The 17911-nt window shown below is 69.6% G+C and carries 20 protein-coding genes; 12 read left to right on the forward strand and 8 right to left on the reverse strand.

The genetic code is table 11. The features are described 5' to 3' along the window. Nucleotides 1-18: 18 nt before the first annotated feature. From trpB to BR39_RS0108435, 4 genes are all read left to right on the forward strand, one after another. Nucleotides 19-1251, forward strand: a complete 1233-nt coding sequence (trpB, locus tag BR39_RS0108420; protein WP_197026659.1) for a tryptophan synthase subunit beta — start codon at nt 19-21, stop codon at nt 1249-1251. Beyond that, the gene (gene trpA, locus BR39_RS0108425; protein WP_029909783.1) at nt 1252-2088 is read left to right on the forward strand and encodes a tryptophan synthase subunit alpha; all 837 of its coding nucleotides are present in this window, start codon (nt 1252-1254) and stop codon (nt 2086-2088) included. Between the two features lie 11 nt (nt 2089-2099). Then, entirely contained in the window at nt 2100-3029 is a 930-nt protein-coding gene (locus tag BR39_RS0108430) for an acetyl-CoA carboxylase carboxyltransferase subunit beta (protein ID WP_029909784.1), read from the forward strand. Nucleotides 3030-3149: 120 nt separating this feature from the next. Further along, entirely contained in the window at nt 3150-4463 is a 1314-nt protein-coding gene (locus BR39_RS0108435; RefSeq protein ID WP_029909786.1) for a folylpolyglutamate synthase/dihydrofolate synthase family protein, read from the forward strand. 19 nt (nt 4464-4482) lie between these two features. On the opposite strand, the gene BR39_RS0108440 is transcribed toward BR39_RS0108435, so the two are convergent. Continuing rightward, the gene (locus tag BR39_RS0108440) at nt 4483-4758 is read right to left on the reverse strand and encodes a hypothetical protein (protein ID WP_029909788.1); all 276 of its coding nucleotides are present in this window, start codon (nt 4756-4758) and stop codon (nt 4483-4485) included. A gap of 238 nt (nt 4759-4996) precedes the next feature. Here BR39_RS0108440 and BR39_RS0108445 point away from each other — a divergent pair, with 238 nt between their 5' ends. Next, complete coding sequence (locus BR39_RS0108445) at nt 4997-5332, forward strand: glycine zipper 2TM domain-containing protein (protein ID WP_029909790.1); 336 nt, start codon at nt 4997-4999, stop codon at nt 5330-5332. A 66-nt stretch (nt 5333-5398) separates the two neighbouring features. On the opposite strand, the gene BR39_RS0108450 is transcribed toward BR39_RS0108445, so the two are convergent. The 4 genes from BR39_RS0108450 to BR39_RS0108465 form a co-directional block, all read right to left on the reverse strand. After that, nucleotides 5399-5911 (reverse strand): DsbE family thiol:disulfide interchange protein, encoded by a 513-nt coding sequence (locus BR39_RS0108450; RefSeq protein WP_029909792.1) that lies wholly within the window; start codon nt 5909-5911, stop codon nt 5399-5401. After that, the gene (gene ccmD / locus BR39_RS0108455; RefSeq protein WP_029909795.1) at nt 5911-6087 is read right to left on the reverse strand and encodes a heme exporter protein CcmD; all 177 of its coding nucleotides are present in this window, start codon (nt 6085-6087) and stop codon (nt 5911-5913) included. Before ccmD ends, BR39_RS0108450 begins: the two co-directional genes overlap by 1 nt. A gap of 4 nt (nt 6088-6091) precedes the next feature. Beyond that, nucleotides 6092-6841 (reverse strand): heme ABC transporter permease CcmC, encoded by a 750-nt coding sequence (gene ccmC / locus BR39_RS0108460; RefSeq protein WP_029909797.1) that lies wholly within the window; start codon nt 6839-6841, stop codon nt 6092-6094. A 64-nt stretch (nt 6842-6905) separates the two neighbouring features. After that, entirely contained in the window at nt 6906-7454 is a 549-nt protein-coding gene (locus BR39_RS0108465; RefSeq protein ID WP_029909800.1) for a Spy/CpxP family protein refolding chaperone, read from the reverse strand. A 165-nt stretch (nt 7455-7619) separates the two neighbouring features. On the opposite strand from BR39_RS0108465, the gene BR39_RS0108470 reads away from it, so the two are divergent. Next, nucleotides 7620-7970, forward strand: a complete 351-nt coding sequence (locus BR39_RS0108470) for a DUF3147 family protein (protein ID WP_029909803.1) — start codon at nt 7620-7622, stop codon at nt 7968-7970. A 78-nt stretch (nt 7971-8048) separates the two neighbouring features. Continuing rightward, nucleotides 8049-8945: a DMT family transporter gene (locus BR39_RS0108475; RefSeq protein ID WP_029909806.1), complete on the forward strand. Its 897-nt coding sequence runs from the start codon at nt 8049-8051 to the stop codon at nt 8943-8945. Between the two features lie 241 nt (nt 8946-9186). Here BR39_RS0108475 and ccmB read toward each other — a convergent pair whose 3' ends face one another. Together ccmB and ccmA are read right to left on the reverse strand one after the other, a co-directional pair. Continuing rightward, nucleotides 9187-9852: a heme exporter protein CcmB gene (gene ccmB, locus BR39_RS0108480; protein ID WP_029909811.1), complete on the reverse strand. Its 666-nt coding sequence runs from the start codon at nt 9850-9852 to the stop codon at nt 9187-9189. Next, entirely contained in the window at nt 9849-10463 is a 615-nt protein-coding gene (ccmA, locus tag BR39_RS0108485) for a heme ABC exporter ATP-binding protein CcmA (RefSeq protein WP_029909814.1), read from the reverse strand. Before ccmA ends, ccmB begins: the two co-directional genes overlap by 4 nt. Before the next feature lie 193 nt (nt 10464-10656). Between ccmA and acnA the strand changes: the two genes are divergently transcribed. From acnA to BR39_RS0108505, 4 genes are all read left to right on the forward strand, one after another. Beyond that, entirely contained in the window at nt 10657-13344 is a 2688-nt protein-coding gene (gene acnA / locus BR39_RS0108490) for an aconitate hydratase AcnA (protein ID WP_029909817.1), read from the forward strand. 279 nt (nt 13345-13623) lie between these two features. After that, the gene (locus BR39_RS0108495) at nt 13624-14340 is read left to right on the forward strand and encodes a thioredoxin family protein (protein WP_029909820.1); all 717 of its coding nucleotides are present in this window, start codon (nt 13624-13626) and stop codon (nt 14338-14340) included. Nucleotides 14341-14927: 587 nt separating this feature from the next. Next, nucleotides 14928-15254, forward strand: coding sequence for a DUF2794 domain-containing protein (locus BR39_RS0108500; RefSeq protein ID WP_029909822.1), 327 nt, complete (start codon nt 14928-14930; stop codon nt 15252-15254). An 81-nt stretch (nt 15255-15335) separates the two neighbouring features. Beyond that, complete coding sequence (locus BR39_RS0108505) at nt 15336-15896, forward strand: HdeD family acid-resistance protein (RefSeq protein ID WP_035018180.1); 561 nt, start codon at nt 15336-15338, stop codon at nt 15894-15896. Between the two features lie 59 nt (nt 15897-15955). Here the strand turns inward: BR39_RS0108505 and BR39_RS0108510 are convergent, their stop codons facing one another. Continuing rightward, nucleotides 15956-16708, reverse strand: coding sequence for a Bax inhibitor-1/YccA family protein (locus BR39_RS0108510; RefSeq protein WP_029909828.1), 753 nt, complete (start codon nt 16706-16708; stop codon nt 15956-15958). Between the two features lie 149 nt (nt 16709-16857). On the opposite strand from BR39_RS0108510, the gene BR39_RS0108515 reads away from it, so the two are divergent. Continuing rightward, nucleotides 16858-17910 (forward strand): aldo/keto reductase, encoded by a 1053-nt coding sequence (locus BR39_RS0108515; RefSeq protein ID WP_029909833.1) that lies wholly within the window; start codon nt 16858-16860, stop codon nt 17908-17910. Nucleotide 17911 lies beyond the last annotated feature (1 nt).

Genomic DNA, 17911 nt, shown 5'->3' on the forward strand with positions numbered 1-17911 from the left:
GACCCTTTGGAAGTGCTCGTGAACGCCTCAGCCAAGCCCCCGGAACGGCCCAACGACTGGTCCGCCTATCCCGACGCCAAGGGCCGGTTCGGCGACTACGGCGGCCTGTACGTGGCCGAGACCCTGATGCCGCTCGTGCTGGAGCTGGACCGCGCCTACACCGAGGCCAAGAACGATCCGAAGTTCCAGGCCGAGCTGAAGGGCTACCTGACCCATTATGTCGGCCGGCCCTCGCCGCTGTATTTCGCCGAACGCCTCAGCAAGCACCTGGGCGGCGCGAAGATCTATTTCAAGCGCGAGGAGCTGAACCACACCGGCGCGCACAAGATCAACAACTGCATGGGCCAGATCCTGCTGGCCCAGCGCATGGGCAAGACCCGGATCATCGCCGAGACCGGCGCGGGCCAGCACGGCGTGGCGTCGGCGACGGTGACCGCCCGCTTCGGCCTGCCCTGCGTGGTCTATATGGGCGCCGTCGACGTGGCCCGTCAGAAGCCCAACGTGTTCCGCATGAACCTGCTGGGCGCGGAAGTGCGTCCGGTGACCTCCGGCGCGGCGACCCTGAAGGACGCCATGAACGAGGCCATGCGCGACTGGGTCACCAACGTGGCCGACACCTATTACATGATCGGCACCGCCGCCGGCCCGCACCCCTATCCGGCCATGGTCCGCGACTTCCAGGCGGTGATCGGCAACGAGACCCGCGAGCAGATCCAGGAACTGGAAGGGCGCTTGCCCGACGCGGTCGTGGCCTGCGTGGGCGGCGGGTCGAACGCCATCGGCATGTTCCACCCGTTCCTGGCCGACGAAAGCGTCAAGATCTACGGCGTCGAGGCCTCGGGCCACGGGCTGGACACCGACAAGCACGCCGCCTCGCTGACCGGCGGCCGTCCGGGCGTCCTGCACGGCAACAAGACCTATCTGCTGCAGGACGACGACGGCCAGATCCTGGACGCCCACTCGATCTCGGCCGGCCTGGACTATCCGGGCATCGGCCCCGAGCACTCGTTTCTGCACGACATCGGCCGGGCCCGGTACCTGACCTGCACCGACGACGAGGCCCTGAAGGCCTTCCAGCTGTGCGCCGAGCTCGAGGGCATCATCCCCGCCCTGGAAAGCGCCCACGCCCTGGCCAAGCTGCCCCAGCTGGCCAAGGAGATCGGCGAGGGCGGCGTGATCGTGCTGTGCCTGTCGGGCCGGGGCGACAAGGACATCTTCACCGTGGCCGACGCCCTGGGACGGACGATCTAGATGACGACCAGCTATCGCGACGCGGGCCGCTTGGAGCGCGCCTTCCAGCGGGAAAACAACCACCGGGCCCTGTTCATCGCCTATGTGATGGCCGGCGATCCGGACCTGGAGACCTCGTTCGAGATCCTGAAGGGCCTGGCCGACCACGCCGACGTCATCGAGCTGGGCATGCCCTTCTCGGACCCGATGGCCGAGGGCCCGACCATCCAGCTGGCCTCGCAGCGCTCGCTGGCCGCCGGCACCAAGATGCGCGACGTGCTGGGGCTGGTCCGCCGGTTCCGCGAGATCAACACCACGACGCCGATCGTGCTGATGGGCTATCTGAACCCGGTGCTGTTCCACGGCTACGAGGCCTTCGCCAACGACGCCTCGGACGCCGGGGCCGACGGGGTGATCATCGTCGACTGCCCGCCCGAGGAGGCCGGTCCGCTGACCGACGCCCTGGAAGCGGCCAAGATGAACCTGATCCGCCTGGCCACGCCGACGACCGACGACGCGCGCCTGCCGGCCGTGGTCGCCCGCACCTCGGGCTTCATCTACTATGTCTCGGTGGCCGGGGTGACCGGCGTGCTGGAGGCCGACGCCGAGACCGTGCGCCGTCCGGTGGAGCGCCTGCGGGCCGCCTCGGGCCTGCCGGTGGCCGTCGGCTTCGGCATCAAGACCCCCGAACGCGCCGCCCAGGTGGCCCGCGTGGCGGACGGCGTGGTGGTCGGCTCGGCCCTGGTGGACGAAATCGCCGCCGCGGCCAAGGTGAACGAAAACGTGACCGAGAAGGTTCTTCTCAAGGCGTCGGAGCTGGCTAAGGCTGTGCGATCGGCGCGACTCGAATTGGCGTGAGGCTGAAGGCTATGGCGATGGCTGAACCCCAGGGGCCCAAGAAGGGCGACAAGACGAAGGCGCCGGCGGAGGGCCGTCGCGGCGGCTGGCTGTCGCGGATCGCGCCCGGCGTGCGCGGCGCGTTCGCCAAGCGCGAGACGCCCGAGAACCTCTGGGTCAAATGCCCCGATACGGGCGAGATGATCTACCGCTCCGACCTGGAGGCGGCCCTGTGGGTCACCCCGGCCGGGCGCCACATGCGCATCGGTCCCGAGGCGCGCTTCAAGTTCACCTTCGACGACGGCGCGCATGAGGTCCTGCCGACCCCGCCCGTGGTCGAGGATCCGCTGCACTTCTCGGACGGCAAGTCCTACAAGGACCGCCTGGCCGCCGCCCGCAAGGCGACCGGCGAGCAGGACGCCATGGCCATCGCCTACGGCAAGGTCGGCGGCGTCGACGCCGTGGTGCTGGTCCAGGACTTCGCCTTCATGGGCGGTTCGCTGGGCATGGCCGCGGGCGAAGGCTTCATCGCCGCCGCCGAGGCCGCGATCAAGCGCCAGGTCCCGCTGGTGGTGTTCACCGCCGCCGGCGGCGCGCGGATGCAGGAAGGGGCCCTGTCCCTGATGCAGATGGCGCGCACCACCCTGGCCATCAACGAGATGAAGGACGCCGGCCTGCCCTACGTCGTGGTCCTGACCGACCCGACCACCGGCGGCGTCACCGCCTCCTACGCCATGCTGGGCGACGTCCACCTGGCCGAGCCGGGCGCCCTGATCGGCTTCGCCGGTCCGCGCGTGATCGAGCAGACCATCCGCGAGACCCTGCCGCCGGGCTTCCAGCGCTCGGAATACCTGGTCGAGAAGGGCATGGTCGACCGTGTGACGCCGCGCAAGGAACTGCCGGCCGTGCTGGGCTCCATTCTCGGGACCTTGATGATGGGGCGCGCCCTCAAGGCGGCCTGAGCCGAAAGATGCTCCCCCTCCGGGGGAGCTGTCGCGAAGCGACTGAGGGGGTAGGGCGGCGGCCGGCCCCCTCCACCCCTTCGGGGTCCCCCTCCCCCAGAGGGGGAGGATCTTGAGACGATGACCGACCACCTCCGGGCCCACGACGCCGCGCTGGCGCGGCTGCAGGCCCTGCATCCCAAGCTCATCGACCTGTCGCTGGACCGGATGCTGCGGCTGTGCGCGGCCCTGGGCGATCCGCAGACCAAGCTGCCGCCGGTGATCCATGTGGCCGGCACCAACGGCAAGGGCTCGACCGTCGCCTATCTGCGGGCCATGGCCGAGGCGGCGGGCCTGCGCGTCCACGTCTTCACCTCGCCGCACCTGGTTCGCTTCGCCGAGCGCATCCGCCTGGCCGGGACCCTGATCACCGACGAGCACCTGGGCCAGGTGCTGGAGCGGGTCGAGACGGCCAACGCCGGCCAGCCGATCACCTTCTTCGAGATCACCACCGCCGCGGCGTTCCAGGCCTTTTCCGAGGTCCCGGCCGACCTGTGCCTGGTCGAGGTGGGGCTGGGCGGGCTGCTGGACGCCACCAACGTGGTCATGCCGGCCGTCAGCGTCATCGCCCCGATCGACATCGACCACCGCGAGTTCCTGGGCGACACCCTGGGCAAGATCGCCCAGGAGAAGGCCGGGATCATCAAGCCGAACGTCCCGGTGGTCAGCGCCCGCCAGCGGGAGGAGGCCGAACGCGTCGTCGAGCGCGAGGCCGACCTGTTCGAGGCGCCCCTGACCCTGATGGGCCGCGACTTCGACGCCTGGAACGAACGCGGCCGGCTGCTGGTGCAGATGCCGGACCGCCTGCTGGACCTGCCCGCGCCCTCGCTGCCCGGCGAGCACCAGTACGCCAACGCCGGCCTGGCCGTGGCGGCCCTGTTGGCCCTGGGCGACGCGCGGATCGACGAGGCGGCCATGGCCCGGGGGATCGCGGCGGCGACCTGGCCCGCGCGGTTCCAGCGCCTGACCGCCGGTCCCCTGGCCGACACCGCCAGGGCGGCCGGCGCCGACCTCTGGCTGGACGGCGGCCACAATCCCCACGCCGGCGCGGCCGTGGCCCGGGCCGTGGGCGAGCTGGCGGGCCGCGACGGACGCCCCGTGGCCCTGATCTCGGGCCTGCTGGCCAACAAGGACGCCACCGGCTTCTTCGCGCCGTTCGCGCCGCTGGGGGCCAAGGTGTTCACGGTGACGTTCGAGGGGCATGCGGCCGCCAGCGCGGCCCAGACGGCGGCCGCCGCCGAGCTGGCGGGCCTGCGGGCCCATGCCTGCGACAGCGTCGGGGCGGCCCTGGAGAAAGCGCTGGCGATCGAACCGACGCCGCACGTGCTGATCTGCGGCTCGCTCTACCTGGCGGGCGAAGTGCTGGCGATGAGCCCGGAGACTTGGCCGGTCTAGGGGCCCGTCTAGGGCCGATCTAGACCAGGATGTTCAGCAGCGAGCCCGGGCGCAGGATCTTCTGCGGCTGTTCGGTGGGCTGGACGAACGGGCGGGCCGGCGGCTGGCGCTGCGGCTGGGCCTGGGTCTGCAGCTGGACGGCGATCGGCGGGGCCGTGGGCCGGGTCGCGGCGGCGTCGCTGACGGCCGCCTGGAAGAACGCCGCCGCGCGCGAGCCGCCGGCGCCGCTCGAACCCTGCGTCGAAGCAGGACGTTGCGGAACGGTCGGCAGGCCGGTGGGGCGGATCGTGCTCATGGACGCGACTCTATCATGGTTAACGCAAGGTCGGCGAGCATGGTCAACGCGCGGTTAATGGTCGCGGTTCGATCCCCGGAAACCGGGGAAAAAGCTCGGGCGAAACCCGGAGAAAAATGAACGGCAGATGAAAGTCGGGTTGTCGACGCCGTTCAGGGAGCGGGGGTTAGGGTGTCCTCAAGGTCGACCCGGATCGGGGCCGGGCGATCGGTCGGAAAAGATTTGAAAGGGACACCCGATGCGTACCGCCACCAAGACCACCGTTTCGCTGCTGGCCGCCGCGACCGCCGCGATCAGCCTGGCTTCGGCCCCGAGCTTCGCCTCGGCCCACGACAGCCGCTACTACCGCGACCACCACCGCTACGAGTCGCGCTACGACCGCCACTACAGCCGCTATGACGCCTGCCGTCAGGACCGCAAGCGCGGCAAGGCGACCGGCGCGATCCTCGGCGCCGTGGCCGGCGGCCTGCTGGGCAACTCGGTCTCGAACGGCAACCGCACCCCCGGCACCCTGCTGGGCGCGGGCGTCGGCGCCTACGCCGGCAGCCAGATCGGCAAGGGCCACCGCTGCTAACGGCGCGAGCCGCTTGACCTGAACGAAGGCTCGGATCGTCGGAAGCGATCCGGGCCTTTTTCATGCCTAGCGCAGCTTCTTGAGCAGCGCGTCGACGTCGGCGTCGGTCAGCGGGCCGCTGTGCTTGGCCAGGATCACGCCGTCGGCGCCGATCAGATAGGTCTCGGGCACGCCAGTGACGCCGAACTCGATGCCGGCCCGGCCGTTGCGGTCCATCAGCTTGACGGCGAAGGGATCGCCCAGCTCGGCCAGGAAGGCCTGGGTCTTGGCCGGCTCGTCCTTGTAGGCGACGCCGACCAGGGTGACGCCCTTGGCCTTCAGGGCCATCAGCTGCGGCGCCTCGACCCGGCAGGGCGCGCACCACGAGGCGAAGAAGTTGATCAGGCGGGGGCCGGAAGGGGCGTCATGGACCGCGACCATGGCGCCGGTGTCGAGGTCGGGCAGGCTGACGGCCGGGACGGGCTTGCCGACCAGGGCGTGGGGCTGGACGCGCGGGTCGTGCTTGAGGGCGTAGCCCGCGAACAGCACCGCCAGGCCGGCCAGGACGATCAGCGGCGTGAAGCCGATCCAGCGCTTGATCACCGCTTCGCCTCTTTCGAAACCTCTTTCAGCGCCTGCAGCCGCTCGGCCTCGCGCCGCCAGCGGCGGGCCGAGGCCAGGCTGTCGGCGATCATCCAGACGAAGGCCGCCGCCGTCAGGGCGAAGGCCGGCCAGACATAGACGGCGTACTTCCCGGCGTCGAAATCGAAGTGCATGCCGTCAGCCTTCCGCCTGCTGCAGGGCCAGGGCCCGGGCCTTGCGCCGCCAGACTTGGCTGCGGATCCGCACCAGCCAAAGCGAGCCGAACGCCGACAGATAGGCCAGGGTCATGATCAGCATCGGCCAGGCGTAAACCGCCGGCAGGGCGTCGCCCGGCTTGGCGAACAGGGTGGAGCTGCCCTGGTGCAGGCTGTTCCACCATTCGACCGAGAACTTGATGATCGGCAGGTTGATCACGCCCACCAGGGCCAGGATCGCGGCGGCGCGGGCGGCCTTCTGCTCGTCCTCGAGGGCCGAGCGCAAGGCCAGATAGCCCAGATAGAACAGCAGCAGCACCAGCACCGAGGTCAGGCGGGCGTCCCACACCCACCAGGTTCCCCACATCGGCTTGCCCCACAGCGAGCCGGTGGCCAGGGCCAGGACGGTAAAGGCCGCGCCCAGCGGGGCGCAGGCGACGGCGGCGGCGTCGGCCAGGGCGTGGCGGAACACCAGGGCCAGGAAGCTGGCGACGCCCAGGCAAAGATAGATGAACATGCAGATCACTGCCGCCGGCACGTGGATGAACATCATCCGCACGGTGTCGCCCTGCTGGTAGTCCTCGGGGGCGGCGAAGGTCAGCACCAGGCCGACGACCGCCAGCACCGCGGCGATCGCGCCGAACATCGGCGCGGCCCAGCGCGAGAAGGCCATGAACCGCTCGGGGTTCGTCAGGAAGTCCAGCGGGTGGTGGTGTGGATCACGGGCGCCCATTCCCAACGCCTTAGAAGACCTGGAGGGCGCCCGCAATCGTGGAGGTTACCTAGCCAGCCCCCTTTCAGTCGGCCTTCGGCGGAGCCGGCGGGCGACCCGGGCCGCCCTTGAAGCGCCGGAACTCGGCGTGGCGGATCATCGGGCCGTGGCCGCCGACCATCGGACCCAGGGTGTCGAAGGCCTTCTTCTGGCTGGGCGACAGGGCGGCGTAGAAGGCGCGGGTGGCGTCGATGCGGGCCTTGGCGCGGTTCAGGTGCTCGGTCTCGCGGTCCAGGCGCTCGGGCGTGGTCAGGGGCTTGGGCTCGGCGTCGGCGACGTCGCGCTTGGGGCCGTCCTTGTCCCAGCCCTTCGGCTCGGTCGCGGCCAGATAGGCCTTCAGGGCCCCGTCCTGGTCGGCGCGCAGCTGCAGCACGTCGCGCAGGTGCTGGGCGCGGGCCTCGGGGTCGAGGCGGCGATGATGGCGCATCATCGGCGGGCCGCCGGGACCGTCATGGGCCATGGGCGGCATGCCGGGCGGCGGCGGGCCGTCCTGGGCGACGGCGACCGCCGCGGTGGTGGAAAGGATGATCGCGGCCGCGGCCATCAGGGCGAGGCGGCTCGTTGGCAAGCGCATGGGTCGGCTCCGTGGAAAGTCCCTTGGACCGGAACCTCGGGTCCCCGTGTAACGCTGGAATGTCAGAATCCCGGGCGAATGTTGCAGGACTGACGGACAGGCTTCGCATAAGGCTTTGACAGCGCGCCGGATTTTCGCGGCGACGCGCGTCCGGGAGCTTTCGAGATGCTGTACCTGCTGGCCAAGGCGGCGATTTCCGGCGTGATCATCGCCCTGGTGTCCGAGATCGCCAAGCGCCAGCCCGGCTTCGGCGCCCTGGTCGCCTCGCTGCCGCTGATCTCGATCCTGGGCATGATCTGGCTGTGGCGCGACACCCACGACGTCGGGCGGATGGCGACCCATGTCGAGGCGACGTTCTGGTACGTGCTGCCCTCGCTGCCGATGTTCCTGATCGTTCCGGCCCTGCTGCGGCGGGGCGTCAACTTCTGGGTGGCGCTGGGGACGGGTTGCGCGGTGACGATCGGCCTCTATCTGGGCATGACGGCAATCGGTCCGCGCCTGGGCCTGAAGCTGTGACTGCCGCCACGTCCTGACAGCAGGACCGGCTAGATCGTCCTATCGCCCCCGCCGCGAACGCCGCTAGAAGCCCGGTCCATGCAAAGCCCCTCCAAAAAGATCGCCTTCGTCGCCCTGATCCTCGCCGGGGTCTGCTGGGGGCTGGGCTTCCCGCTGGGCAAGCTGGTGCTGCGCGAGACCGACGCGGCGCACATGGTGCTGCTGCGGTTCGTGGTGGCGGCCGTGGTCGCCGCGCCGTTCGCCCTGCGCACCCCCGAGGCCAGGGCCCTGTTCAAGTCGCCGGTGATCCTGGCGGCCGGGGCGCTCTACGGGATCGCCTTCATGGTGCAGTTCGAGGGCCTGGCCCATGTCAGCGTCACCCTGGCGGCCTTGCTGGTCGGGGCCATGCCGGCCCTGATCGCCATCTCGGCCAAGCTGCTGGGCGAGAAGGTCAGCCGCGCCTCGTGGGGCGGGGTGGCCGCCGCGACCCTGGGCGCCGCCCTGATCGCCGGCAAGCCCGACGGCGCCGGCTCGCCCCTGGGCGTCTTCCTGTCGCTGGGCTCGCTGCTGATCTTCCTGGCCTGGCTGATCGTGCTGCGCCGCGCGCCCAAGGCCCCGACGCCGATGGCCATCCCGGCCGTGACGGTGATCGTCGCCGCCGTCGTGATCCTGCCGATCGCCTGGGTGATGCACGGCCCGCCGAAACTGGCGCTCAGCCCCATGGCCTGGACCGGCATCCTGGGCCTGGGCGTCCTGGGCACCCTGCTGGCCACCGCCGCCTGGCAGTTCGGCTCGGCCCGGGTGGGCAGCGCCAGCGCCGGGGTGTTCATCAACATCGAGCCGCTGATGGGGGCCTGCGTCGGGGTGCTGCTGTTCGGCGACCACCTGACCTGGGCCCTGGCGGCGGGCGGGCTGATGATCATCGCCGGCAGCTTCGCGGTGGTGCTGGGGGAACGGCATGCGCCGCCGGTGACGGCGAGCGCCGGGCCGATATAAAAATCCCCTCTCTCATAGAGAGAGGGAGGGGCCCATGGCGCAGCCATGGGAGGGTGAGAGGTTACACCCTCTCAGAACGAAACTCTGACGATGACGACTTGGGTTGATCGCTCGATGCGGAGGTCTGGACCGCCCTTTGCCCAACCGCTCTGGATTTGCCGGCAGGCGGTGAAACCTCTCACCCTCCCACCGCCTGCGGCGGCGGGCCCCTCCCTCTCTCTATGAGAGAGGGGTTTCGGCGCTAATCCAGCGCGTTCCGGCACGCCGCCGCCATGGCGATCGGGCCCAGGGCCACCGCCGCCGTGCTATAGGCCAGCAGCAGGAACAGTCCGCCCGTCCACGGCAGGCCGCCGGCCAGGGCGTCCAGGGCGCCGGCCCCGAAGATCACCGGCGGCACGTAGAGCGGCAGGACGATCACCGCCACCAGCAGGCCCCCGCGTTTGGAGCCGAGGGCCAGGCTGGCGCCCAGTCCGCCCAGGAACGAGAAGGCCAGCCCCCCGGCCAGGGCGCAGGGGATCAAGAGCGGGATGATCGACGACGGCGCCCCGAGCGCCAGGGCGGCGACGGGGGCGGCCAGGGCCAGGGGCGCGCCGGCCGCCAGCCAGTGGGCCAGGCACTTGGCCACGGCCACGGCCTCCAGCGGCGCCGGCCCCAGGGCCAGCAGGTCCAGCGCCCCGTCCTCGAAATCGCGCTCGAACAGGCGCTCCAGCGACAGCAGCGCCGCCAGGGCCAGGGCCAGCCAGGCGATGCCGGGGGCCAGGGACGCCAGCCGCTCGGGCGCACGGCCCGCCGCCAGGGGCAGCAGGGTCACGACGCAGGCGTAGAAGGCCAGGGCCAGCAGCGGTCCGCCGCCATTGCCCCAGGCCAGGGCCAGTTCGCGGCGCAGGAGGATCAGGAACGCTCTCATCCCCCGATCTCCACCACGCGGCAGGGCACGGGCAGGGGGTCGTGCACGGCGGCCAGCACCATGCCGCCGCCGGCCAGGTGCTGGGCCATCAGGCCCCCGAAGCCTTCGCGATGGCCGGCGTCCAGCGGGGCCATGGGTTCGTCCAGCAGCCACAGCGCGCGCGGGCTGGCCAGGAGGCGCGCCAGGGCCACGCGGCGGCGCTGGCCGGCCGACAGACGGCGGATCTCCAGGCCCAGCAGGCGGTCCAGGTCGAGCTTGGTCGCGGCCGCCCGGGCCGAGGCCTCGGTCCCGCCGGTCCACAGGGTCTGGAACAGGAGTTCGTCCCAGGCCGAGCGCGTGGATTTCAGGCCATCGTGGTGGCCCACCAGGTGCAGGGCGTCGGCGCGCGCCACCTCGGCCTCCAGCGGACCGGCCTCGCCCTCGAAGCCGACGGTCCCCTGGGCGGGACGCAGCAGTCCGGCCACGGCGCGCAGCAGGCTGGTCTTGCCCGCCCCGTTTCGCCCGGTCAGGGCCACGGCGTCGCCGGCCGAAATCTCCAGATCAAGGCCCGAGAACAGCCGTCGCTCGCCGCGCACAAGACTTAAGTCCTTGATGCGAATAGCTCTCAACATGGGCCCGAAGACCTCAAGACCCTGTCCTGTGCATGGACGTTGCCCCTGACCGAGGCTAAGAAGCCCTCGGCCGTCACCCTCCGATTTGGATGGGATGAACGCGGCGCGGGGATGGACGCTGTGGGTCCGCCTCGAGCGCGCGCTCCCGGGAGTGGTTTTCCGGCGGCCGTGGACAGAGAAGGGATCCTTCCAAATGGCGTCAGTCGACAGCCTCAAAACCCGCCGCGAACTCGTCGTCGGCGGTAAGACCTACGTCTATTACAGCCTTCGCGCCGCTGAGGAAGCGGGTCTGAACGGCGCCGGCAAGCTGCCGGTGTCGATGAAGGTGCTGCTGGAGAACCTGCTGCGCTACGAGGACGGCGTGTCCGTCAACGAAGCCGACCTCAAGGCCGTGGCCGCCTGGCTCGAGAACAAGGGCGGCGTCGAGCACGAAATCAGCTTCCGCCCGGCCCGCGTGCTGATGCAGGACTTCACCGGCGTTCCGGCCGTCGTCGACCTGGCCGCCATGCGCGACGCGATGGTGTCGCTGGGCGCCGACCCGGCCAAGATCAACCCGCTGAACCCCGTCGACCTGGTCATCGACCACTCGGTGATGGTCGACAACTTCGGTTCGCCCAAGGCTTATGACGAAAACGTCGCCAAGGAATACGAGCGCAACATCGAGCGCTACCGCTTCCTGCGCTGGGGCTCGTCGGCCTTCAACAACTTCCGCGTTGTTCCTCCGGGCACGGGCATCTGCCACCAGGTGAACCTGGAATACCTGGCCCAGACCGTCTGGACCGCGGCCGTCGACGGCGCCGAAGTCGCCTATCCCGACACCGTCGTCGGCACCGACAGCCACACCACCATGGTCAACGGCCTGTCGGTCCTGGGCTGGGGCGTGGGCGGCATCGAGGCCGAGGCGGCCATGCTGGGCCAGCCGATCCCGATGCTGATCCCGGAAGTCATCGGCTTCAAGCTGAACGGCGCCCTGCCGGAAGGCGCGACGGCCACCGACCTGGTGCTGACCGTCACCCAGATGCTGCGCAAGAAGGGCGTGGTCGGCAAGTTCGTCGAATTCTACGGCGACGCCCTGGCCAGCCTGACCCTGGAAGACCAGGCGACCATCGCCAACATGGCTCCGGAATACGGCGCCACCTGCGGCTTCTTCCCGATCTCGGCCGCGACCATCGCCTATCTGAAGGGCACCGGCCGCGACGCCGCCCGCGTCGCCCTGGTGGAAGCCTACGCCAAGGAGCAGGGCCTGTGGTGGGAGCCCGGCGTCGCCGAGCCGACCTTCACCGACACCCTGGAGCTGGACCTGTCGTCGGTTCTGCCGTCGCTGGCCGGCCCCAAGCGTCCGCAGGACCGCGTGCTGCTGACCGAAGCCGCCGCCAAGTTCGCCGAATCGCTGGCCGGTGAGTTCGGCAAGGCCGAGGCCCCCAACGCCCGCGTGCCGGTCGAAGGCGAGAACTTCGACGTCGGCCACGGCGACGTGGTCATCGCGGCCATCACCTCGTGCACCAACACCTCCAACCCCTCGGTGCTGATCGCCGCCGGCCTGCTGGCCAAGAACGCGGTCGCCAAGGGCCTGAAGGTCAAGCCGTGGGTGAAGACCTCGCTGGCCCCCGGCTCGCAGGTGGTCACCGACTACCTGGCCAAGGCCGGCCTGACCAAGCACCTGGACGCCCTGGGCTTCAACCTTGTCGGCTACGGCTGCACCACCTGCATCGGCAACTCGGGCCCGCTGCCCGAGAACATCAGCAAGGCCGTCAACGAGGCCGACCTGGTGGCCTGCTCGGTGCTGTCGGGCAACCGCAACTTCGAAGGCCGCGTGAACCCGGACGTCCGCGCCAACTACCTGGCCTCGCCGCCGCTGGTGGTGGCCTACGCCCTGGCCGGCTCGATGAAGATCGACCTGGCCAACGAGCCGCTGGGCGAAGGCAAGGGCGGCAAGCCCGTCTACCTGAAGGACATCTGGCCCTCGAACGAGGACATCGCCGCCCTGCAGCGCAAGTCGGTGACGGAAAAGATGTTCGCCAGCCGCTACGGCGACGTCTTCAAGGGCGACAAGAACTGGCAGGGGATCAAGATCACCGGCGGCCAGACCTACGCCTGGGAAGGTGACTCGACCTACGTCCAGAACCCGCCCTACTTCCCGAACATGTCGATGACCCCCGCTCCGGTCACCGACATCGTGGAAGCCCGCGTCCTGGCCGTGTTCGGCGACTCGATCACCACCGACCACATCAGCCCGGCCGGTTCGATCAAGAAGACCAGCCCGGCCGGCCAGTACCTGATCGACCACGGCGTCGATCCGCTGGACTTCAACGGCTACGGCGCCCGCCGCGGCAACCACCAGGTGATGATGCGCGGCACGTTCGCCAACATCCGCATCCGCAACAAGATCACCCCGGACATCGAAGGCGGCGTGACCAAGCACTTCCCCTCGGGCGAAGTGATGTCGATCTACGACGCGGCCATGAAGTACCAGGACGAAGGCCGTCCGGCCGTGGTCTTCGGCGGCAAGGAATACGGCACCGGCTCGTCGCGTGACTGGGCCGCCAAGGGCACCAAGCTCCTGGGCGTCCGCGCGGTGATCTGCGAAAGCTTCGAGCGCATCCACCGCTCGAACCTGGTCGGCATGGGCGTGCTGCCCCTGCAGTTCATCCAGGAAGGCTGGCAGAAGCTGGAACTGACGGGCGAGGAGATCGTCTCGATCCGCGGCCTGCAAGACCTGGCCCCGCGCAAGCAGCTGATCGTCGAGCTCTACCGCCCGACCGACGGCCGCATCGCCCGCTTCCCGGTCCGCTGCCGCATCGACACCCCGACCGAGCTTGAATACTTCAAGAACGGCGGCGTGCTGAACTACGTGCTGCGCAACCTGGCCAAGGCCGACTAAGCGTCCGCACGGACCGCTCTTCGGAGCGTCGAAAAGACGAAGCCGGGTCCGAAAGGCCCGGCTTTTCTTTGGCTGGTCGGCCGTGCCTCCTTCGAGGCGCGCTCAGGCCCGCTTGCTGTGGTCCTCATCCCGAGGTGCGAGGCGTAGCCGAGCCTCGAAGGACGCACGGCGCCCAACCGCTGGTTTCAGGCCACGGTTCGCGTTGAAAGGCCAAAGAAGCCTCCCTTCACGGCCTCGTGAACGGCCATCCGCCGCGATCTTGGCCTAAATGCCCCGCACATGCGTCAGGCCCTGCTCTTCCTCGCCCTCACCGCCCTTTCGGGATTTTCCGCCGCGCCCGCGTTCGCCGCGAAACCGCCGGTGGTGGTCGAGCTGTTCACTGCTCAAGGTTGCTCGTCCTGCGGCAAGGCCAACCAGGTCGTCGCCGACATGGCCGACGACAAGGGCGTCCTGGCCCTGACCTATTCGGTCGACTACTGGGACTACCTGGGCTGGACCGACACCTTCGCCAAGCCGGCCTTCGCGGCCCGCCAGCGCGCCTACGCCACCAAGTTCTCGCTGCGCGACGTGCCGACGCCGCAGGTGGTGGTGGCCGGTCGCCAGCAGGCCTCGGGCGCCAAGGCCGAGGCGGTCGAGACCCTGGTCAAGGACGCCGCCAAGGCCGCGTCCAACCCGCCGGACATGGAATTCCTGGGCGACGGCCGTCGCGTCGCGGTCGGCTCGGGCCCCGCGCCGCGCGGCGGCGGCGAGGTCTGGCTGGTGCGCTACGATCCGCGCGAGCAGGACATCGCCGTCAAGCGCGGCGACAACCGGGGCCAGACCCTGGTCCACCGCAACGTCGTGCGCGAACTGGTCCGGCTGGGCCCCTGGTCGGGCCGGCCTAAACTGTACCGCCTGCCGGCGGCCGGCGACGACGCGCTGAAGACCGTGATCATCGTCCAGGGCGCCAAGGGCGGCCGGGTGATCGGCGTGCTGCAGGAAGCGGCGGAGAAGTAACCCCCGAGACCTCCCCAGGGGAGGACCCCAAAAAGAAAAGCCGCGCGGGGAGGGGACACCGCGCGGCTTCTTAGGGGAGGGGAATGTCTAGTCCGTCGGCCGACCGGAGCCCGGATCAGGGGGCTGGGGGGCAATCAGGGTCCGGACCCGAGGCATCCGATCGACCGACCCTGACCTTTTCGCCCGGCAAGTCGGCGCTGGAAGGGCGCGATCAAGGTCGTTTCGCGGCGGTTCGTGTCCGACGTGTGTCGAAGCGCCAGCACGACGCACACGCGAAGACCCCGCGTGGAGAGGGGCGCCACGCGGGGTCTCGAGCGATATCTTGGGATAGTCTGTCGGCCGACCGGCCCACGATCGAGGGGGCTGGGGGGGCTGTTCAGGATCCTGAACCGCAGGATGTCCGATCAGCCGACACCCTCAAGATCATGGGGCAAGCGGGCGCGGACGGGTCGAAATTAAGGTCATTTCGTGTCCGGTCACGTCGAGCCGGAAATTATCAAGCGTCACTGTAGCGCGCCGGCAACGCTCCGAAGACCCCGCATGGCGACGCTCGCCTAGGGGCCTGATTTGGGTTTAGGCTTCGTCCGATGGCCCTGGATTCCCGACCTGTCGCTGGTGTCGTTTTCTTCGAGCGTCGCGAGATCGACCAGCTCCTGCGGCTGTATGGCCGGATGGTCGCGGCGGGCGAATGGCGCGACTACGGCATGGCCGGCCAAAGCGACCACGCGGTGTTCTCGGTGTTCCGCCACGCGGCCGAGGCGCCGCTCTACCGCATCGAGAAACGCCCGGCCCTGGCCCGCAAGCAGGGCGAGTGGGCGGTGATCGGCCAGGGCGGCCTGACCCTCAAGCGCGGCCACGACCTGGCCCAGGTGCTGCGCATGTTCGACAAGGGCCGGTTCAAGGTCGTCGACTGATCCGCCGCGCGTGAGCGGATCAAGGCTGATCCGGCGTTTCCATGGGACCGGGCCCAAGCCGGGCCCGACAGGGAGCGCCGCATGATCGCCGAACCCCTTTCCGTGGCCCATCTGCTGGCGCGCACCTGGTGGCTGGTCTTGGCGCGCGGCGTGGCGGCGATCCTGTTCGGCGCCCTGGCCCTGCTGTGGCCGCATCTGACCCTGCTGATCCTGGTGATCCTCTACGCGGTCTACGCCCTCGGCGACGGGGTGTTCGCCCTGGCCGAGGCGGTGCGCGGCGGCGGCTGGATCCCGCGCTGGTGGCTGGTGATGCTCGGGATCGCCAACCTCGTCGCGGGCGCCGCCGCCCTGCTGTGGCCGCACCTGACCGCCGTCCTGCTGATCATCCTGATCGGCGCCTCGGCCGTGGCGCGCGGCCTGCTGGAGATCATCGGCGCGATCCACCTGCGCAAGGTCATCGACAACGAATGGTCGCTGATCGGATCGGGCGCGATCTCGGTGCTGTTCGGCGTGGGGGTGATCCTGGCGCCGCGGGCCGGCGCCGTGGCCCTGGCCTGGCTGATCGCCCTGTGGGCCATCGCCCTGGGCGTGCTGATCGTGATCCTGGCCTTCCGCCTGAAGCGGCTGCGCCACCGGCTCTAGGCAAGAAAAAAGCCCCGGCGGTTTCCCGCCGGGGCCGGTCGTCGGTCCTGGGCCCGCGATTATCGGCGGCTGCCGAAGATGCTGAGCAGGAATTGGAACAGGTTGATGAAGTTCAGATAGAGCCGCAGCGCGCCGTAGTTGGTGGCCACGGCCATCGACTGGCGGTCGCCGCCCAGCTGGTAGTAGGTCATCTTCAGGTTCTGGGTGTCGTAGGCGATCAGGCCCGCGAAGACGAACACGCCGACGATGCTGATGATGAAGCTCAGGCCCGGCAGCTGCAGGAACACCTGGGCCAGCGAGGCCAGGACCAGGCCGATCAGGCCGATCAGCAGGAAGCTGCCGAAGCCGGTCAGGTCCTTCTTGGTGGTGTAGCCGAACAGGCTGAGGCCGCCGAAGGCGATGGCGGTGACCAGGAACGTCGTGAACACCGACTGGACCTGATAGACCAGCAGCCACAGGCCCAGGCCCGCGCCGATCGAGGCCACCAGCGCCCAGTAGAGCGCGCCGGACGAGCGGGCGGTCGGATTGCGCATGGCGAAGATCGACACCAGGATCATGGCCAGCGGCGCGAACCGCAGCACCATGCCCAGCACCGTGAAGCCGGCCAGGCGGCCGTCCGGGGTCAGGACGTACAGCAGGTTGGCCACCGGCGCGTAGGCGGTGGTCAGGAAGGCCAGGGCGGCGGACAGCAGAAGACCCAACGCCACCTTGTTGTAGACGCCGAGCATGAAACTACGCAGGCCGGCGTCAACCGACATGTCGGCGCGATCCGCGGGGATCGAGCGCGCGTAGCCGCGGTTGAAGTCGCTCATCGGGGTAAAGCCCTTCGCAAAAAGCATCGCGCCCGTGCTTGGACGCTCCCCGAATATCGGGGCCGCGCCAGGATCATGCAAGATGTTGCGCTTTCTGCGGCGGGCGACAGCCTCTATTCAGGTCCCGCGCATCTATCGATGGGGATCACATGGATTACGTGGAACTCGGCCGGACCGGCATCCAGGTCTCGCGCTGCTGCCTGGGCACCATGACCTGGGGCTCGCAGAACAGCGAGGCGGAGGCCCATGAACAGATGGACTACGCCCTGGGCCAGGGCGTGACCTTCTGGGACACCGCCGAGATGTATTCCAGCCCGCCCAATCCCGAGACCCAGGGCAACACCGAGCGCTACATCGGCTCGTGGCTGAAGAAGACCGGCAAGCGCGGCGAGATCGTCCTGGCCTCCAAGGTGGCCGGCCGGGGCGCGGCGTTCGGCGGACTGTCGTGGATGCGCCCCGACGGCGGTCCCACCCGCCAGACCAAGGCCCAGATCGACTACGCGGTCGAGCAGTCGCTCAAGCGCCTGCAGACCGACTATCTGGACCTCTACCAGCTGCACTGGCCCGACCGGCCGGTGCGGGTGTTCGGCGGCCAGACCTTCAAGGACTACGAACAGGACTTCGAGGCGTTCGGCGACATCCTCGAAGCCCTGGACGCCCACGTGAAGAAGGGGACGATCCGGTCGATCGGCGTCTCCAACGAGTTCCCCTGGGGCGTGATGCGCTTCCTGGCCGAGGCCGAAACCAAGGGCCTGCCGCGCATCGCCTCGATCCAGAACGCCTATCACCTGGCCAACCGCACCTTCGAGTACGGCCTGGCCGAGATCGCCATGCGCGAACAGGTGGGCCTGCTGGCCTATTCGCCCCTGGCCCAGGGCCAGCTGACCGGCAAGTACCTGGACGGCAAGCTGCCCGAGGGCTCGCGCAAGGCGCTCTACAACCGCATGCAGCGCTACGAGGGCCCTGGCGCCGAGCCGGCGATCCGCGGCTATGTCGACCTGGCCGCCCATTTCGGCCTCGACCCGGCCCAGCTGGCGCTGAAGTTCTGCGACACCCGCGAGTTCGTGACCGCCACCATCATCGGCGCCACCTCGATGGACCAGCTGAAGACCGACATCGCCGCCTTCGACCTGACCTGGACCGAGGAGATGGAGAAGGCCGTCAACGCGTTGCACGCCCTGCAGCCGAACCCCTGTCCGTAGG

It is taken from the genome of Caulobacter sp. UNC358MFTsu5.1 (assembly GCF_000712075.1).
GTDB lineage: Bacteria > Pseudomonadota > Alphaproteobacteria > Caulobacterales > Caulobacteraceae > Caulobacter.

Bases quoted from the DNA above. Each gene is read 5' to 3' on its own strand.
- trpA (WP_029909783.1), top strand. From the start codon at position 1,252: ATGACGACCAGCTATCGCGACGCGGGCCGCTTGGAGCGCGCCTTCCAG.
- BR39_RS0108430 (WP_029909784.1), top strand. From the start codon at position 2,100: ATGGCGATGGCTGAACCCCAGGGGCCCAAGAAGGGCGACAAGACGAAG.
- BR39_RS0108435 (WP_029909786.1), top strand. From the start codon at position 3,150: ATGACCGACCACCTCCGGGCCCACGACGCCGCGCTGGCGCGGCTGCAG.
- BR39_RS0108440 (WP_029909788.1), bottom strand. From the start codon at position 4,758: ATGAGCACGATCCGCCCCACCGGCCTGCCGACCGTTCCGCAACGTCCT.
- BR39_RS0108445 (WP_029909790.1), top strand. From the start codon at position 4,997: ATGCGTACCGCCACCAAGACCACCGTTTCGCTGCTGGCCGCCGCGACC.
- ccmD (WP_029909795.1), bottom strand. From the start codon at position 6,087: ATGCACTTCGATTTCGACGCCGGGAAGTACGCCGTCTATGTCTGGCCG.
- ccmC (WP_029909797.1), bottom strand. From the start codon at position 6,841: ATGGGCGCCCGTGATCCACACCACCACCCGCTGGACTTCCTGACGAAC.
- BR39_RS0108465 (WP_029909800.1), bottom strand. From the start codon at position 7,454: ATGCGCTTGCCAACGAGCCGCCTCGCCCTGATGGCCGCGGCCGCGATC.
- BR39_RS0108470 (WP_029909803.1), top strand. From the start codon at position 7,620: ATGCTGTACCTGCTGGCCAAGGCGGCGATTTCCGGCGTGATCATCGCC.
- BR39_RS0108475 (WP_029909806.1), top strand. From the start codon at position 8,049: ATGCAAAGCCCCTCCAAAAAGATCGCCTTCGTCGCCCTGATCCTCGCC.
- ccmB (WP_029909811.1), bottom strand. From the start codon at position 9,852: ATGAGAGCGTTCCTGATCCTCCTGCGCCGCGAACTGGCCCTGGCCTGG.
- ccmA (WP_029909814.1), bottom strand. From the start codon at position 10,463: ATGTTGAGAGCTATTCGCATCAAGGACTTAAGTCTTGTGCGCGGCGAG.
- acnA (WP_029909817.1), top strand. From the start codon at position 10,657: ATGGCGTCAGTCGACAGCCTCAAAACCCGCCGCGAACTCGTCGTCGGC.
- BR39_RS0108495 (WP_029909820.1), top strand. From the start codon at position 13,624: ATGCGTCAGGCCCTGCTCTTCCTCGCCCTCACCGCCCTTTCGGGATTT.
- BR39_RS0108500 (WP_029909822.1), top strand. From the start codon at position 14,928: ATGGCCCTGGATTCCCGACCTGTCGCTGGTGTCGTTTTCTTCGAGCGT.
- BR39_RS0108505 (WP_035018180.1), top strand. From the start codon at position 15,336: ATGATCGCCGAACCCCTTTCCGTGGCCCATCTGCTGGCGCGCACCTGG.
- BR39_RS0108510 (WP_029909828.1), bottom strand. From the start codon at position 16,708: ATGAGCGACTTCAACCGCGGCTACGCGCGCTCGATCCCCGCGGATCGC.
- BR39_RS0108515 (WP_029909833.1), top strand. From the start codon at position 16,858: ATGGATTACGTGGAACTCGGCCGGACCGGCATCCAGGTCTCGCGCTGC.